At 65.0% G+C, this 15837-nt stretch carries 14 protein-coding genes; all 14 read right to left on the reverse strand.

Going from position 1 to position 15837, the window contains the following annotated elements:
- Nucleotides 1-14 precede the first annotated feature (14 nt).
- A complete protein-coding gene (locus ACEWQ0_RS08960; RefSeq protein WP_476485138.1) occupies nucleotides 15-1103 on the reverse strand; it encodes a sigma-54 interaction domain-containing protein in 1089 nt (362 codons plus the stop codon).
- Nucleotides 1104-1169: 66 nt separating this feature from the next.
- The gene (locus tag ACEWQ0_RS08965) at nucleotides 1170-2579 is read right to left on the reverse strand and encodes an RNA polymerase factor sigma-54 (protein ID WP_476485139.1); all 1410 of its coding nucleotides are present in this window, start codon (nucleotides 2577-2579) and stop codon (nucleotides 1170-1172) included.
- 146 nt (nucleotides 2580-2725) lie between these two features.
- Nucleotides 2726-3376 (reverse strand): response regulator, encoded by a 651-nt coding sequence (locus ACEWQ0_RS08970; protein ID WP_476483351.1) that lies wholly within the window; start codon nucleotides 3374-3376, stop codon nucleotides 2726-2728.
- Nucleotides 3373-4761, reverse strand: a complete 1389-nt coding sequence (locus tag ACEWQ0_RS08975) for a PAS domain-containing sensor histidine kinase (protein WP_476485140.1) — start codon at nucleotides 4759-4761, stop codon at nucleotides 3373-3375. Before ACEWQ0_RS08975 ends, ACEWQ0_RS08970 begins: the two co-directional genes overlap by 4 nt.
- Nucleotides 4762-4828: 67 nt before the next feature.
- A complete protein-coding gene (locus ACEWQ0_RS08980) occupies nucleotides 4829-5359 on the reverse strand; it encodes a PilZ domain-containing protein (protein WP_476485141.1) in 531 nt (176 codons plus the stop codon).
- Between the two features lie 99 nt (nucleotides 5360-5458).
- Nucleotides 5459-5779 (reverse strand): hypothetical protein, encoded by a 321-nt coding sequence (locus tag ACEWQ0_RS08985; protein WP_476483354.1) that lies wholly within the window; start codon nucleotides 5777-5779, stop codon nucleotides 5459-5461.
- Nucleotides 5776-6183 carry a flagellar export chaperone FliS gene (fliS, locus tag ACEWQ0_RS08990; RefSeq protein WP_476485142.1) on the reverse strand — a complete coding sequence of 136 codons (408 nt, stop codon included), beginning with the start codon at nucleotides 6181-6183 and terminating at the stop codon, nucleotides 5776-5778. The genes ACEWQ0_RS08985 and fliS overlap by 4 nt, the downstream gene beginning before the upstream one ends.
- A gap of 78 nt (nucleotides 6184-6261) precedes the next feature.
- Nucleotides 6262-7644 carry a flagellar filament capping protein FliD gene (fliD, locus tag ACEWQ0_RS08995; RefSeq protein ID WP_476483356.1) on the reverse strand — a complete coding sequence of 461 codons (1383 nt, stop codon included), beginning with the start codon at nucleotides 7642-7644 and terminating at the stop codon, nucleotides 6262-6264.
- 179 nt (nucleotides 7645-7823) lie between these two features.
- Nucleotides 7824-8195 (reverse strand): flagellar protein FlaG, encoded by a 372-nt coding sequence (locus ACEWQ0_RS09000; RefSeq protein ID WP_476485143.1) that lies wholly within the window; start codon nucleotides 8193-8195, stop codon nucleotides 7824-7826.
- 107 nt (nucleotides 8196-8302) lie between these two features.
- Complete coding sequence (locus ACEWQ0_RS09005) at nucleotides 8303-9667, reverse strand: flagellin N-terminal helical domain-containing protein (RefSeq protein ID WP_476485144.1); 1365 nt, start codon at nucleotides 9665-9667, stop codon at nucleotides 8303-8305.
- Nucleotides 9668-9897: 230 nt separating this feature from the next.
- A complete protein-coding gene (locus tag ACEWQ0_RS09010) occupies nucleotides 9898-11595 on the reverse strand; it encodes a sulfotransferase (RefSeq protein WP_476485145.1) in 1698 nt (565 codons plus the stop codon).
- 142 nt (nucleotides 11596-11737) lie between these two features.
- Nucleotides 11738-12934, reverse strand: a complete 1197-nt coding sequence (flgL, locus tag ACEWQ0_RS09015) for a flagellar hook-associated protein FlgL (RefSeq protein WP_476485146.1) — start codon at nucleotides 12932-12934, stop codon at nucleotides 11738-11740.
- A gap of 6 nt (nucleotides 12935-12940) precedes the next feature.
- A complete protein-coding gene (gene flgK, locus ACEWQ0_RS09020) occupies nucleotides 12941-14818 on the reverse strand; it encodes a flagellar hook-associated protein FlgK (RefSeq protein WP_476485147.1) in 1878 nt (625 codons plus the stop codon).
- A gap of 5 nt (nucleotides 14819-14823) precedes the next feature.
- Nucleotides 14824-15837, reverse strand: coding sequence for a flagellar assembly peptidoglycan hydrolase FlgJ (gene flgJ, locus ACEWQ0_RS09025; RefSeq protein ID WP_476485148.1), 1014 nt, complete (start codon nucleotides 15835-15837; stop codon nucleotides 14824-14826).

Raw genomic sequence — 15837 nt, forward strand, 5'->3', positions numbered from 1 at the left:
GGCCGGACGGGCCGTCAGAAGTCCGCCGACTCGAGGCCGTATTTCTTCATTTTCTCGACCAGCGTGGTGCGCCGCAGGCTCAGCACCTCGGCGGCGTGGGCCACCGTGCCGGCCGTAGCGGCCAGCGCCTGGCTGATCAGGGCAGACTCGATGTTGGCCAGGTACTGTCTCAGGTCGAGGCCGTCTTCAGGCAGCTGCGGCAGCACCCGCTCCTCGAACGGCACCTGCAGTCCGGTTTCCGGGGCCGGCGAAGCCAGCTCCTCGCAGTCAACGCGATAGCGTGCCGGCAGGTCGCGGGCCTGAACCTTGCGCCCGGAGCTGAGGATGGCCATGCGCTCGACCAGGTTGACCAGTTCGCGCACGTTGCCCGGCCAGGGGTGCTGGGCCAGCGACGCCAGCGCGCCGTCGGTAAAAGCCACCTCACCGGTGCCGCGAGCCTCGTTGAGCACGGCAAAGTGCTCGACCAGCGCGGGCAGATCCTCGACGCGTTCGCGCAGCGGCGGGATATGAATCGGAAAGACATTGAGCCGGTAGAACAGATCCTCGCGGAACTCGCCTTCGGCAATACGCTGTTCGACGTCGCGGTGCGTTGCCGCCACCACGCGCACGTTGCAGCGCAGCGTTTCGGTGCCGCCGACACGCTCGAAACTGCGCTCCTGCAGCACCCGCAACAGCTTGACCTGCATGGCCACCGGCATGTCGCCGATCTCGTCGAGAAACAGGGTGCCCCCTTCGGCCAGCTCGAAGCGCCCGCGGCGGCGCGAAATTGCGCCGGTGAAGGCGCCCTTTTCGTGCCCGAACAACTCGCTTTCGAGCAGCTCAGATGGAATGGCACCGCAGTTGACCGGCACAAAAGGCCTGTCGGCGCGGTCGGAGCGGTCGTGAATTGCGCGGGCGACCAGCTCCTTGCCGGTGCCGGACTCGCCGAGCACCATCACGTTGGTGTCGAAGCGCGCAACCTGGCGGATGAGCTGGCGAACCTGATGCATGGCAACCGACTCCCCGACCAGGCCTTCGCTGTCATCAGGGCCGCTGGCGTCGACGGCGGTGGTGCTCAGATCGCTGACGGCTGCATCAGCCGGAAACTCGATGGAAAGATCCATGGTGAATTGACCCCTTTTTGAAACTGTTGCTGCACAACGGACTGCAGTCGAAAAACCCTGGCGCCGCTAGACCCGCGCCCGCGCCTGCCGGGCGACCAGATTGCGGGCCAGCGCCTGGCGCTCGGCCAGCGGTGGAATATCAAGCGCCTCGCGATATTTGGCCACCGTGCGCCGGGCAATGCGTACCCCGCGAGCGGCCAGCAGCTTGCCGATCTGGCCGTCGCTGAGCGGCTTCAAGGGCTCTTCCTGCTCGATCAGGCGGCGCACCAGGGCGCGCACTGCCGTGCCCGAACAACTGCTGCCATTGCGCGTGGCCAGGCGGCTGGAGAAGAAGTATTTCAGCTCGAAATTGCCGCGCGGCGTCTGGATGTACTTGCGCGTGGTCACGCGCGAGACCGTGGACTCGTGCATTGACACTGCCGCGGCGATCTCGCGCAATACCATCGGTTTCATGGCCAGTTCACCGCGCTCGAGGAACCCGTGCTGGTGCTGCATGATGGCGGCGGCCACCTTGAGCAGGGTCTCGTTGCGCATCTGCACGCTTTTGACCAGCCAGCGCGCTTCTTGCAGCTGGCCGCTCATGCCCGCATGCGCGCCCGCCTGTCGCGACTCCGCCATCAGACCCTCGTAGAGCCGGTTGAGGCGCAGCCGCGGCAGCACCTGCTGGTTGAGCTCGACTACCCAGCGCCCGCGACGGCGCCGGATCAGCACATCGGGCACGATGGTGGTTGCCGCCACACCGCTGAGACGCCGCCCGGGATAGGGCTGCAGGCCGCGTACCAGCTCAAGGGCGCGCGCCACCGTTTCCGGCGCAAAATCCAGACGCTCGGCCAGACGGTTGCTGTCGGCTTCGGCAAGCTCGGCCAGATCAAGGCCGATCAGGGCCCGGGCGCAGGCACTCACGGTCTGGCAGGCCGCGCGGCCTTCAAGCTGCAGCGCCAGGCACTCAGCCAGATCCAGCGCACCGCAGCCGACCGGATCGAGCTGCAGAATCTGCTGGCGCACGGCTTCGAGCTCATCTGCGTCGACCGCCGCCTGCGCCAGAGTTTCAAGCAGGGCCTCGGGCGTTGCTGCAAGGTAGCCGTCGTCATCGAGCGCATCGATGATGACCGCGGCGATGAAGCGGTCGCGCTGCGACAGCGAAGACAAGTCCAGCTGCCAGGCCAGGTGATCTTTCAGGTCGGCTTCGGGGGCGGCGTAATCCGGCTCGGGCAGCGGCCCGGAAGCCGTTGACGCAGTACTGACCGGCCAGTCGTCGGGCAGCTGGCCGGATTCTTGCAGAGTGTGGTCGTCGGCTGCTTGCCCGTCCTCGTCTTCAAGGTCTTCGGCCTCGAGAAAGACGTTGTTTTCCAGCGCGTTGCGCAACTCGAGCTCGAGTTCCTGCGAGGACAGCTGAAGCAGTCCGATGGCTTGCTGAAGCTGGGGCGTGACGGTCAGTTGTGCACTGACCCGCGCCTGCAGTGCGGGTTGCATCATGGGACCCCCCTTTAAGGTCGTCAATTTTGCGTCGCTAAAGACGTTGATGACAGTTTTACGTCACCGCGCCGGAAAGGCGATCAGGCAAACCCTGAAATCGGCATCGGGGATACCCTGATCTTTTTGCGGGGGGATTGAAGACGATCTCAGTTTCGGTCGGCTACCAGGCCGTAGCGCACGGCAAAGCGCACGATGGCGGCCACATCACGGACCTCGAGCCGGCGCATCAGGTTGGCCCGATGGCTTTCGACGGTCTTGACCGAGACGTTGAGCCGCGCGGCGATTTCGCGCGTGGAATAGCCCTCGGCGATCTGCTGCACAACCTGGCGCTGGCGACGAGTCAGCCGGTCCAGCGGGCTGTCGCCCTGGTCGATTCGGCTGAGGTAATCGTCGATGACCTGCCGGGAAATGGCCGGGCTGAGGTAGGTCTCGTTGCGCTCGACCGCACGCACCGCCAGCTGCAGCTCCAGCGGCGCCGAGTCCTTGAGGAGATAACCGCTGGCGCCCTGCCGCAGGGCCTGCAAGACGTATTCCTCATGGGCGTGCATCGACAGCATGATGACCTGCGTTTCCGGCACCCGCTGGCGCAGCTCGGCAAGCGCCTCGAGACCATTGAGCTCTGGCATGGCGATGTCCATCAGCGCCAGGTCGGGCCGGTGCTCGCGAGCCAGATCGATTGCCTCCCAGCCGTCGGCGGCTTCGGCCACCACCTCGATACCGTCGAAGCTTTCGAGCAGCGCGCGCATGCCCGAACGTACCAGATGATGGTCATCGGCCAGCAAGACCCGGAGCTTCAATGTTGCACTTCCTGATCATGTTGTTGGTCGCCCACGCTGGACAAGCGCTCTTCGGCCGCCGCATCGGCCACTGGAATACAGCCGGAAACGCGCGTGCCCAGCCCGATTTCCGAATCAATCCGGAACTCGCCGCCGAGCAGGGTCACGCGCTCGTGCATGCTCAAAAGGCCAACGCTGCGACCGCCGCTCGATTGCGCCCGTGCCAGCCCGGGATCGAACCCGCAGCCGTCGTCGTCGATGCTGAACTCGAGCTGGTCACCGCAGCGCCGCAGGCGCACGGAAACCGCCGTTGCCCGGGCGTGGCGCATGACGTTGGTCAGCGCCTCCTGAACAATCCGGAAACAGGCGGACTCGACTCGATGAGAAGGCCGCTCTTTCAGGCCTTCGACCGTGAAGTGAACGTGCATGTCGTGATCGCGCCGGTGCTGGTCGATCAGCCAGCGGAGCGCGGCTTCCAGGCCCAGATCATCGAGCAGCGACGGTCGCAGTTCACGCGAGAGGCGACGCACCTGATCAATCAGATCATCCACGCGCGCAGAAATATGATCGATCTGCTGCTGCGATGGTTCAGGCGCCAGGCGCAGCGTCTGCAGCCCCAGCTTGATGGCGGTCATGGTCTGTCCGAGCTCGTCGTGCAGCTCACGCGCGACGTGGCGCCGCTCTTCTTCCTGGGCGTCGAGCAGGCGACGTGAAAGCCCTTCAAGACGCTTCTGATAGGCCGCCCGCTCGGCATCGAAGCGCCGGCGCTCGCTGATGTCTTCGGCCATGACGAGCGCGTAGATCACCTGCCCCTGCGCATCCTGGATGCACTCGGTGCTCAATCGCGTCCAGCAGTGCCGTCCGCCGGTGCCGACAAAACGAAACTCCTGCCATTCGTCTTCGGCGCGGTTGTCCAGGGTTCGCTGAATCATGGCGCGCAGCGCCTCCCGGCCGTTTCCGCACACCATGTGCTCGACAGCGCGGCCGACCAGCGCGGATTCGTCCAGGCCGCTGAGCAGGCGAAACTGTCGATTGGTGTAGGCAATGCGCTGATCGGGGCGGACCAGCGCCATGGCGATGGGGTTGTAGCGAAAGACCTTGAGAAAGCGAAGCTCCCCGGCCTGGATGCCGTCGACAGCGCCAGGCTGTTCCGACAACGGCTCGGCGGCACCCCCGGCAGCGGACGAAGCCCGGCGAAAGCGGCCGGAGTGGCGTTTGGTCGGCAGCGTCATTGCAACGGCAATCACCAGCGCAGTGAGCACAGCGGCAGACAGTGCCGGCGCTGTCGGCTGCGGCGCAAACCACAGCCACAACGCCAGGCACAGACACGCCAGCACCAGCCCGCCCGGCAGCAGATAACCCGGGCGCGACGAGGCGCCGCTGCTGTGCTCAGGTTCAGAAGTCATGATGAAGGGACAATATACCTGCAAGCGGCAGGCTCTTGCCAGCAGCAAAAGCCGGCTGCCCGGAAAACTACTCGCGGCGGCTGGCGGCAACCTGGCGGCGGTGATGACGAAAGACATGGCGCGACAGCGCGTCGCGCAGCGGTTCGGAAAGGCGGTCGGGCTCGAAGCACACCCAGCGTTCGCCGTCGCGCTCGAGCTCTTCCACCACCTGGCCGTTCATGACCAGCGGCGTCGGCACACCTGAGTGCAGCTGAAGGCTGACCGTTCCCGATTGTCCGGCTGCGGCTTCGCCATCGGCGGCGCGAAACTCCAGGGTTTTGAGGGCAATGCGTACCGGGCGGGAGGGCCCCAGGCTCTCTTCCTCGCGCAGCAGCCGGGCCACCATTTCCATCAGCACATGCAACTTGACGTCGAGGCGGCGCAGTTCCTGCTGTATTTCCGGACAGTCTTCGAAAGCGTGCTCGGAGGGCTTTTCCTCGATCGCCGCAACCGACTCCAGCACCAGCAGATTGGCCCGATTGCGGCCACAGTCGGCAGCGGGTTCGCTGCCGCTGGCGGGTGCCCACTTGAGGGGCAGATTGTCTTCATAGGTGACCATGTGCCGCTCCCGGTTGATCAATGCGCCTGGGCGCCCGGATCCGGGCCGATCCAGGCCGATCGAAGCCGGGCTTGCCACGCCCTGCAGGCGGCAGCGGCTCTAGCCCGGCTGTGCTTCCAGATAGGCGCGCGCTGAACGGGTCGACTTGCGGGCGCTGCCGAGTTCATGCTCGAGGCGCTCACGCAGAGTTGCCAGATCACGCATCAGCTGGCGGTCGCTTTCAAGCGTGGTGTAGAGTTCGGTCACCAGCGCCTCATCCTCGGCCGCTTCGCGAATATTAGCAAACAGCGCCATCAGCTGCCGGTGACGCTGCGCGGCCAGCTCGCTGGCGCCGGCCAGGTTGGCCTGCTGCACCTCTTCGCGGATGGCCAGGTTCAGCTCGCGAATCCGGTCCAGCCGAGTGGACGGCATCGCGGTCATGATGCGCTCGCTGCCGAGCGCTGCCCGGAGGCGCCGCGCACTTCCGGGCCCACGGCCTTCCAGGCCTCGCGCACCGGCTGGATCAGTTCCTGCACTTCGCGAATGATCGCGCTGTTGTGGTGCAGGTTGGCTTCGGTCAGGCGCCGCGTGATGTAATCGTAGAGCGCCTCGAGGCGCTGCGAGAACTCGCCGCCGATATCGTGATCGAGGCTGTCCTGCAGCGCGGCGATAATGGAGACCGCGCGCGAAATGCACTCGCCCTTGGCCGCCGTCTCACCGCGCTCGATATGGCCGATGGCGCGGGACAAGCGCTCCATGGCGCCGTCGAAGAGCATGCTGACGAGCTGGTGCGGATCGGCGTATTCAGCGTTGAGCGCGTTGTTCTGGCGATAGGCTTCGAGCATGGGTTCCACCTGTTTGGCAATCGTGATCGGGTTTCAGGCCCTGTAGCGGCGCGTCGGCATTCGACTTGAGAGCCGCCATCACTTCTTCTGCGCCAGCGGCATATTGGCCAGCTGCTGCTGGAGAAAACCCGATGTCTGATTGAGTTGAGCCACCAGTGAATCCATTGCCGAGAACTGCTTGATATAGCGAGCCTCGACCTGCGCCATGCGATCATCGAGCCGCAGCCGTTCATCGGCAATCTGATCGAGCCGGTCGCTGAGGCCATCCTGGCGCGACGCAAGCAGGTTGCCGCTGCCCAGCACGCTGCCGAGATAGCTGTCCAGGCTGGTGCCAATACCCTTGTCACCGCCCAGCAGCGAGGCGAGCGCGTCCGGCCGCGCCTCGAGCACGCCATCAAGCTTTTCCGAGTCGACTTCGAGCTGGCCGTCGGCCGCCGTGGTGATGCCGAACACTGCCAGTGAGTCGCGCTGGCCCGCAACCTGTCCCACCTGGCCGGAGATGATGCTGCGGATCTGTGACATCACGCCACGCACGCCGGCGTCGCCCTGCAGTGGGCCGGCACGATCGCTTTCGGGGTCATAGGCGGTCAATTTGTTGGTGACATCGATCAGGGTGTTGTACTTGTCGATGAACTCATCGAGCCGCTCCCGCGCCGAGCTGAGGTTCTCGCTGATGGTCAGCACATGTGTATTGCTCACATCGGCTTTCTTCAGATCCAGAGTCACGTGATCGATCACGCCGGTGACGCTGTTGCTGGCGCTGTAGTGATCAAAGCCTTCCACGCGCACGTGCGCGTCAGTCGCCGTCTCGATGACGGCAAGATTGCTCGTGCCCGAACCGTTCGGGTCGTGCACCAGGCTGTCGAGTCCGCCGTCGCCGCCGGAAGCGGTGATGGTGACGTCGTTCTCCGCCCCCGTATCCTGGCCGGTCAGCACCAGCCGGCTGCCGCCGGATTCATTGATGATGGTGGCCGAGATGCCGGTATTGTCTGCCGCTGTGTTGATGGCGTCGCGAATGCCCGCCAGCGTGTTGTTGCCCGAATCGATGTTCAGGCTGAAAGCGGCATCGCCGAGGGCGAGCGTCAGCTGGCCCGTGCCCACGGCTGTCTGCGAGTCGGCAAAGGGACCGGAAGCAAGCTTGGTCGCGGTGGCCAGCGAGCGCACCTCGACGCTGTAGCTGCCGGCAACCGCCTTGCTCTCGGCCGCGGCGCCAAAGGTTTCCGTACTGCTGCTTTTGGCGCTGCGCCCCGAGCTCATCGCGCCGCCTTCGGTCAGGCCCTCCACCGCAGACTGCAGCCCCGACAGCGCGCCCTTGAAGTTGCCCAGGGCGGACAGCTCCATCTTGTAGCGCGCCTCATGACGGTTGAGACGGCTGGCAACCGGCTGCCGCTCGGCGCTGACGATCTGCTGAACCAGCGAATCGAGGTCCAGGCCCGAACCCACGCCCATTGACTGAATCATGCCCTGTCTCCTTCGGCTGCAATGCCGGATGCAAAATGCGTGTTATTCATAGCGGTCGTTCCAGCTGTTCTTGTCACGTCTTCTGGCTGCCTCTTTTGGCTGCCTCTAGTGTCGCGCTGTTCCTGTTGCGCGGCTCTGTCGTGCTGCCCTGTCCCGAACTTGTGCAAAATCCGTGCCCTCTATGCTTCCAGGCTGAGCAATCTTGCCTGCTGCTGCAGGCTGGCCTGCTCGGCCAGAGCGCGCGCCTCTTCAGGCGGAATGCTTCTGAGCACCTCGCCGCTTTCGGCATGGCGCACCAGAATGACCACCTGACCCGATTCGTCGCTGACCTGGAACTCGAGCTGCCTGCCGTTCTCGCGCATGTAGTCCTGCAGGCGCTCGGCCAGGCTTTCCATGCGCGCCTGCAGCGCTTCGGTATCGATCGAACCGGATCGAAGCGCTTGCGCGCCTGCGCCCCGGGCACCTGCCACCGCCTGGCCAGGCGGCGCGGTCTGCCGCTCGTCCGCTGCCGCGCGAATCATTGGATGGTTCACTGACAAGCTGGTATCCATCACTTGCCTCCCGGCTGTTGCCTCACCTTTCTGTCATGCATAAAGGGGCCGGACGTTGCCGCCCGGCCCCCCTTGACCCATGGTCATGTTGGTCATGACCGCTGCGATTACTGGAGCAGAGCCAGCACGTTCTGCGACGTGGCGTTGGCCTGCGACAGTACCGAGGTGCCGGCCTGCTGCAGAATCTGCGCCTTGGTCAGGTTGGCCGTCTCCAGAGCGAAGTCAGCGTCCTGGATCCGCGAGCGCGCAGCCGACAGGTTCTCGGTGCCGATCGACAGATTGTCGATGGTCGACTCGAAACGCGTCTGCACCGCACCCAGCTCGGCGCGCAGGCCGCTGACCTGCTGCAGGGCAAAGTCCAGGGTCTGCAGGGCGTCAGAGGCGTTGGAGCGCGTCAGCACGTTGACATCGCCCAGTACATTGTTCTGAGACGTAACGCTGTCGATTCCGAAATCAGCCGTATCTGTACCCTGAACAGTGATCGCGCCATCGACGTCAGTCGAAAGGGTGATGCCGGCCAGATAAGTTTCCTCAGTGGTTCCAGTCAATGTGCCAAACTGACTAGCCGTATCACTCTCTACATCAATGGAGCTGCCCGAGCTGGTCAGAACAACGCCGGTGTCTTCCGATGCTGTGACCCCTGTCTGAGCCGATACGGCGTTGATGGCGGCCACCACATCACTGTCATCGCTCGCACTGCTCAGATCGATCACGACGTTGTTGATCGTAAGGTTGCCGGCGTTGTTGCTGTCGAACGCGCCGATATTGGCTTCCGTTTCACTCGCCACCTGCGCGAACACGCCGCTGTCGCTGGAAACCAGGTTGATGGCGTCAACGATATCCTGGCTGGAGCTGTTCTCATCGACACCGCTAAGGTCGATATCAGCGCCATTGATCGTGATGTCGTTGGTGAATGCAGCCAGATCCGAGGCAGTCATGGTATCGCCCTCAGCAACAGCCGCACCAAGCTGAGAGGTACGCGCATCCACACCGTCAACTGAAATGGTCTGCCCCTGGTTGGCACCTACCTGGAAAACGAGATCCGACAGGGTGCCGTCGAGAATGGCCTGACCGTTGAATTCGGTCGAATCTGCCACGCGGCCGACTTCGGCAATCAGCTGCTGCACTTCGTTGTTCAGTGCCTGACGGTCCTGGGCCGAGTTGCTGTCGTTGGCCGATTGCACCGCCAGCTCGCGAATGCGCTGCAGGCTATCGCCGATGGTCGACAAGGCGCCTTCGGCAGTCTGCGCGAAGGAGATGCCGTCATTGGCGTTGCGCATGGCCTGGTTAAGGCCGCGAATCTGCGTGGTGAAGCGCTCGGAGATGGCCAGACCGGCCGCGTCGTCCTTGGCGCTGTTGATGCGCAGGCCGGAAGACAGACGCTCGAGCGAGGTCGCCAGCTGGCTCTGCGAATTATTGAGATTGCGCTGAGCGTTCAGCGACAGAATGTTGGTGTTGATGACCTGGCCCATGAGTTTCCTCCTTATGTAGCCACTGTTTCCGCTTGGTCCCGCCTAACGACGCCCCCTTGCATTGCCGGCGGGAGCCATTAGTCGCGTTCAATGTCTTTAGCGGACCAGGAAGGAGAAACTTTAGGGTTGCCGCGTTTTATCCCGATGGTCACAAAAACTGGGGCAATGGAACCGCGTCATTGGACCGCAGGCGCCGTGTGCGGAGCGCCGCTCCACAGCGCCTCCGGGATTCAGACCGATATACCGCAATCCTGCAGCGCCTCGATGAGCGGCTGGAGCTGCTCCTCGTAGCGCCGCCAGCGCTCGACCGATCCGGTGTGGATTGGCTGGCGCACCTGCCACTGACTGGCCGTGCGAATGCTGCGCTCGACCTTGTGCGGGCAGAGCATGGCCTCGTTCCAGTCCAGCCCGATGAATTCGGCAATGCGTCGGGACTGGCCTTCCGGGTCGGTCACCAGCGCTTCATAGTCGACATCGAGAATGCGATCGCCCAGCACGTCTCGCCAGTGGGCCATCAGACGACGATAGACGTGGTAGTGGTGCGCCGCATCCTCCAGGTCGTTGGAGAAAGCCTGTCCGCGGGCAAAATTCTGCTGGAAGCAGGACAGCAGATTATCGACCGGATGGCGGCGCACGTGGAGGATCGCCGCGCGCGGAAACATCAGCGCAATGGCGCCGATATGGCGGTAGTTGGCCGGCATCTTGTCGGTCACGAATTCGTCATCACGATAGTCGCACGGCAGGTCGGTCAGATAGGCCGAAGCCGCCCGCGTGAGCCGCTCGCTGGTCAGTCGCCCTGGATCCAGGACCGCACTACCAGCGGTCTCGCGCATCAGATTGGCGCGCACGCTGCGCTCCAGACACCTGAGCTCCCCCGCGCCGTGAACCGCGGGGTGACCGGCGATGATCTGCTCGGTCAGCGTGGTGCCCGAACGCGGCATGCCGAGCACGAATATCGGCACCCGACTTTGGCATTTCGAGCTCTTGTACGCCGCCAGGCGTTCGGCCGAGAAGACGTCGCGCAGTCGTTCGAGCTCGCGCTCATGTCCGCGGCGTGAATACGGGCGGGTGTGACGACGGAATTCATTGGCCTTGCGGAAGCAGGCGAACGCCTGCTCGTGCTCGCCGATGTCGTCGCTGAGCTTGCCCCAGGCGAACAGGAAGTCCACCTTCTCGCGGTACGGCAGGCTGTCGAATCGGGAGAAGGCTTCGCTGAACCGCTGCACCTCTTGATCTTCGGGCTTGATCCGGCGGGCGCTGGCCATGCCGCACAGCGCGCTGACGCAGTGCGGATCCCTCTCCAGCGCTGCGGCAAAGCAGTCGACGGCGTGGTCGTGTCGGCCCAGACGCTGGTGGATCTTGCCGAGGTTAGCGGTGAATACCACATTGTCCGGCGCCAGCCGCCGGGCCTCTTCGTAGGCGTCGAGCGCCTCGTGGTTGCGCTCCAGTTCTTCCAGTGCATTGCCCAGATTGTTATGTGACATGGCGTGCGTCGGGCGCAGCGCAACAGCGCGCTCGAGCACCGGCAGGGCATCGTCGAACCGCTCGCGGGTATTGAGGAGCGCGCCCAGGTTGCCGACCGCTTCCGGATAGTCCGGGTCGTACTTGAGCGCCATGCGAAACAGTTTCTCTGCCTGCTCGATCTGCGCCATGGCCAGCATCACGCTGCCCAGGTTCGACAGGGCCTGGGGAAAGTCCGGCCGAATCTGAAGCGCGCGCGAAAGCCGCTCGACGGCCAGCTTGAACTGGCCGCGCTGAAACGCGACCACGCCATGGAGTTGCCACGCCGTGGCGTCGTCCGGGTGCGCAGCCAGCCAGTCGCGATAGCCGGATTCGGCCCGGTCCAGGTCACCGGCCTCCTGCAGATCACGCAGTTGCTCGATCTTGCTCGTCGCGCCGGCGCTGGCCGGCGGTTCACGCAACGCCATGGGCGCTCTCCTTGAAGATGTCCTGATTGCACCTTGGACCTGCAAAGTCCATGCCGGAACCCGCCCTTGGCGGCAGCCAGCAGCGCTTGCCGAGGCCGCCCCGACCGGAAACCACCGCGCCGGCAGGCGCGGCTGCTGCCGATCAGCGAATATAGTTGAACAGCGACAGCCCCTGGATCTGAACATAGCTTTGCTGCGCGGCCTGCAGGGCCACCAGGGTCTGCTGCATCTTCGAGATCGCTTCGGCGTAGTCCAGATCGCGAATGTCGGAGCCCAGCTCCTGGAGCGTGAGCTTCATGTCCTCGTGGTTTTCTTCGACGTGATCGAGGGTCTTGAGGCGGCCACCAAGGTCGGCGCGCACGGTCAGCAGATGCTCTTCCGCCTTGTCCAGCCGCACCAGGGTGTCTTCGAGCACCTGGCGGCGATCTGCCCGGCCGGCCTGGCCGACGGCCGGCTGCTCGAGCGTGCTGGCCAGGCGATCGACGGTTTCGAACATGCTGATGTTGCGCGCCGGCTCGATCCTGAACTGATCACCCGCTGCGGGTTCGCCGGCAATGCTGACCGCCACGCCGGCAAACCCGATTGCCTCACCCGGCTCGTAGCTGCCGGTGGTCACGGTGGCGCCTCCCGAGTCGGTCACTTCCCAGGCGTTGGCGGCGGTGAAGGTCAGGGTGTAGTCATCGCCGGTCCAGGCGCCCGGATCCATGCGCCCATCGAGCTCGATGATGCCGGTGCCGGCATTGCCGCCATCGGGGCGGGCCTGCACCCGGCCGTTGCCGTCGCGAATGCGCATGAACACGGCATCACCGGTGTCACCGTCGGCTACGGTGGTGCCCGGGCCGATGGTCAATTCACGGCGGGTATGGTCGCCGAAATAGGCAACGCTGCCGCCGGACAACGCGAACGGCTTGCCGCCGCTGCGAGCGCCGGCAAAAATGTACTGCCCGTCACCGTCCTGGCTGTTGGCCAGCGCCAGCAGCTCGTCGATGCGCTGGCGCAACTCGGTGGCGATCATCCCGCGCGAGCTGTCATCGACGCTGTCGGAGCCGGCCTTCACGGCCAGCTCGCGCACGCGCTGGAGCGCGTTGCCAACCGCCGAGAGCGTGTTTTCCTCGACCGACAGGCGCTGCCGGGCGCGGCCGATGTTGTCGACGAAGACCGTCTGCTGATCGATCGCCCGCTGCACTTCCTGCAGGCGTGCGGCACCCACCGGATCGTCGGACGGGTTGTTGATGCGCTTTCCGGTGGCCAGCTGGTACTGCACCTGCGACAGCTTCGATTGCTGGCCCAGCATGCCGTTGAGCCCGGACTGATAAAGCCACGATGTGGAAATTCGCATATCGAGCTACCTCAGGGCACCCAGCAGTGACTGGAACATGCTGTCGGCCGTTTGTATGACGCGCGCCGAGGCCTCGTAGGCCTGGCGATACCTGAGCATGTTGGCGGCTTCCTCTTCCAGATTGACGCCGCGCACCGACTCCAGCGCCTGCTGCGAGCTGGTCAGCAGCGAGTCCTGTGAATCAAGAGACGCCTGGGCCGCGGCCGTGGCCGCGCCGACTTCGGTGATCATGCTGTCGGTGTGCTCGAGAATGCTGCGCGCACCGCCGGCAAGCACGCCGGCCTGGCGCAGATCGCCCAGGGCCAGCGCGTTGCGATTGTCGCCCTCGCCGCCGCTGTTGGCCGCGACGGTGAATTCGTCTCCGGCAGCCGGGCTGCCGCTGATCTGCACCCGCCAGCCGTTGACGTCGATGTCATCGCCGTCGCTGTAGGCAAAGCTGCCGCTGCCGTTGATCTGATAGGTATTGGCGTCGATGAAAGTGATGGTGACGTCATCGAGCAGGTTGGGATCATTGATATCGAGCACTTCTCCGCCAGAGATTTCGCCACTGCCGACGTTGTCGATGCCACTGCCGGTGGTGATCGGTGCGGCCGCGGCGATGGCTTCCGGGTCATTGATCAGGCGCTCGAAGCCGGCCGCGGCGTTGCGCGTGGGCTGAATGGCAAACCGATCTCCGGCCGCGGCCGCACCGCTGACCTCGATCGACAGCCCGTCGGCAACGAAGGGATCGGCCGCGGTGCCCGAGCCGCTCAGCGCCACATCCTGGCCGGTGGCGGTGTTGCGCAGCGACCAGCTGCTGCCGTCGTACTCCATCAGATAATCGTCGCCGCTCAGGCCCGCGGCGTCGTCGATGCGCACATCGACTGTTGCCGCTCCAGCGTTATTGCTGGCCGGAAGCACGTTGGGACCGCCGACATCAAAGAAGCGCCCGCCCAGCTGGCCGTTGAGATCCATGCCCTGCTGGTGAACACTGTTGAACGATTCAGCCAGGGCCACCGCCGCGCGCCCGAGGTCGTTGCGTATCGGCTCGAGCGTCTGGCTGCGAAAATCCAGCAGTCCGCCCAGGGTGCCGCCGGAGAGCTGGCGGCCGATATCGGCACCGCCCTGCATCACGGTCTGATCGGTCGGGCCGAAGGCGCCGTTGCCCACGTCGAGCTCGTTGACGTCGATGTTTAGCACCAGCGACTGCCCGGTGCCGATGTAGACGTTGACCGCGCCGCTGTCGAGCTGATCGACGCTGACATCGATCTGCTCCGACAGCTGCGCGAGCAGCCGGTCGCGCTGGTCGAGCAGATCCGCCGGCAGGCTGCCGCTGGCGGCACCGGGCGCCGAGGTGATGCGCTGGTTGAGATCGGCAATGCCCTGCCCCAGCGAGTTGATGCGATCCACCGAGGCCTCGACGCGCTGGCTGACCTCGCGGCCCATCTCGGCCAAGCGACCGTCCATGCTGGTGATGCGCTGGGTCAGCGCGCCGGCTTCGCCGAGCATGGCCTGACGAACCGGAATCGAGGACGGATCATTGGCCAGGGCCTGGACCGATGAAAAGAATTCCTGCATGCCGGCCGAGAGTCCGCGGGTATCGCTGCCGAGCAGGTCGCCGGTACGCGCGGCCAGACCGTGAAAGGTCTCCAGCCGCGCCTTGCCGGCCAGCCCGCTGCGCACCTCGTTGCCCAGAAACTGATCGTAGACGCGCTCGATGCTGTTGACGCGCACGCCTGCACCCAGATGGTTGCCGCCCCAGAACTGCGGCGGCATGGTGCCCAGGTTGACGCGCTGGCGGCTGTAGCCGTCGGTGGCGGCGTTGGCGATGTTGTGCGAGGTGGTCGACAGCGCCCGCTGGAACGCCAGCAGGCCCGACAACGAGGTATTGAATGCATTGACCATGATTGCTAACCCTTCACCGGATTCATGCCGGCCTGACCGTCTTCAGCGGCAACAGTTGCAGAAGCTTGAATGGGCGTGGCCGGCTCCAGCCGCCCGGCGATACGCTCGATCTTGCCGGCGTAATCCGGGTCGGTGGCGTAGCCGGCCTGCTTGAGCGCGCCAGCAAAGGCGCGAACGTCCTGCCCCGAACCGAGCGCCCCGGCATAGCGTTCCCGCTGACTCAGAAAGCGCTCGTAATCAGCCATCGCTTCAGCCGGCGAATCGTAGGCCCGGAATCGCGCCACCTCGCGCACGGCCACGCCATCGCGCACTTCCATGGTGGGCACGGTCACGCTGCGCCCCTGCCAGTCGTCCCCGGCCTTGATGCCGAACAGATTCCACGCCGGCCGGCCCTGCCCGTCGTGCATCACATGCTGGCCCCAGCCGGTTTCCAGCGCCGACTGGGCGACAATGGCGCGCGCCGGCACATCGAGCCGCCGGGCCACCTGCTCGGCCAGGGGTTCGAGCGTGGCGATGAAATCCTCGCGCCCGGCAAAGGCCGGTGCGCGCGTCACCGCAGCCGGCTCGCTGGCGGCTTCCATTTGCGCCGGCGCCTGCCGATTGTCAGCGCGATTGTCGAAACGATTGTCGGCAACCAGCGCTGGCGGCAGCACGACGCTGCGCGGCGGCAGATTCAGCGCCGCCGGTTCGCTATCCGGGCGCGTTGCTGCGGCACCCTCTTGACCACCAAGCTGGCGCATCAGCATGTCCGACAGCCCGAGACCGTCGCCGCGGGCAATATCAAGCGCCACCTGCTTGTCGAACATCTGGTAATAGGTCTGCATCTGGCTGCTGTCGAACAGCCCGCCCTCGATACCGGACTCGCGCATGCTCTTGAACATCATCTGGATGAACAGGGCCTCGAACTGCTCCGCGGCGGCCCGCAGCGAACCCTCCCGACCGCCGGCTGCGTCATGACGCAGCTGGGTCAGCGACTGGATATCGCCGTAGAACCCGCTGCTTGCCGCCGGGGCGCTCAT

This window comes from Wenzhouxiangella sp. YN9, from assembly GCF_056324165.1.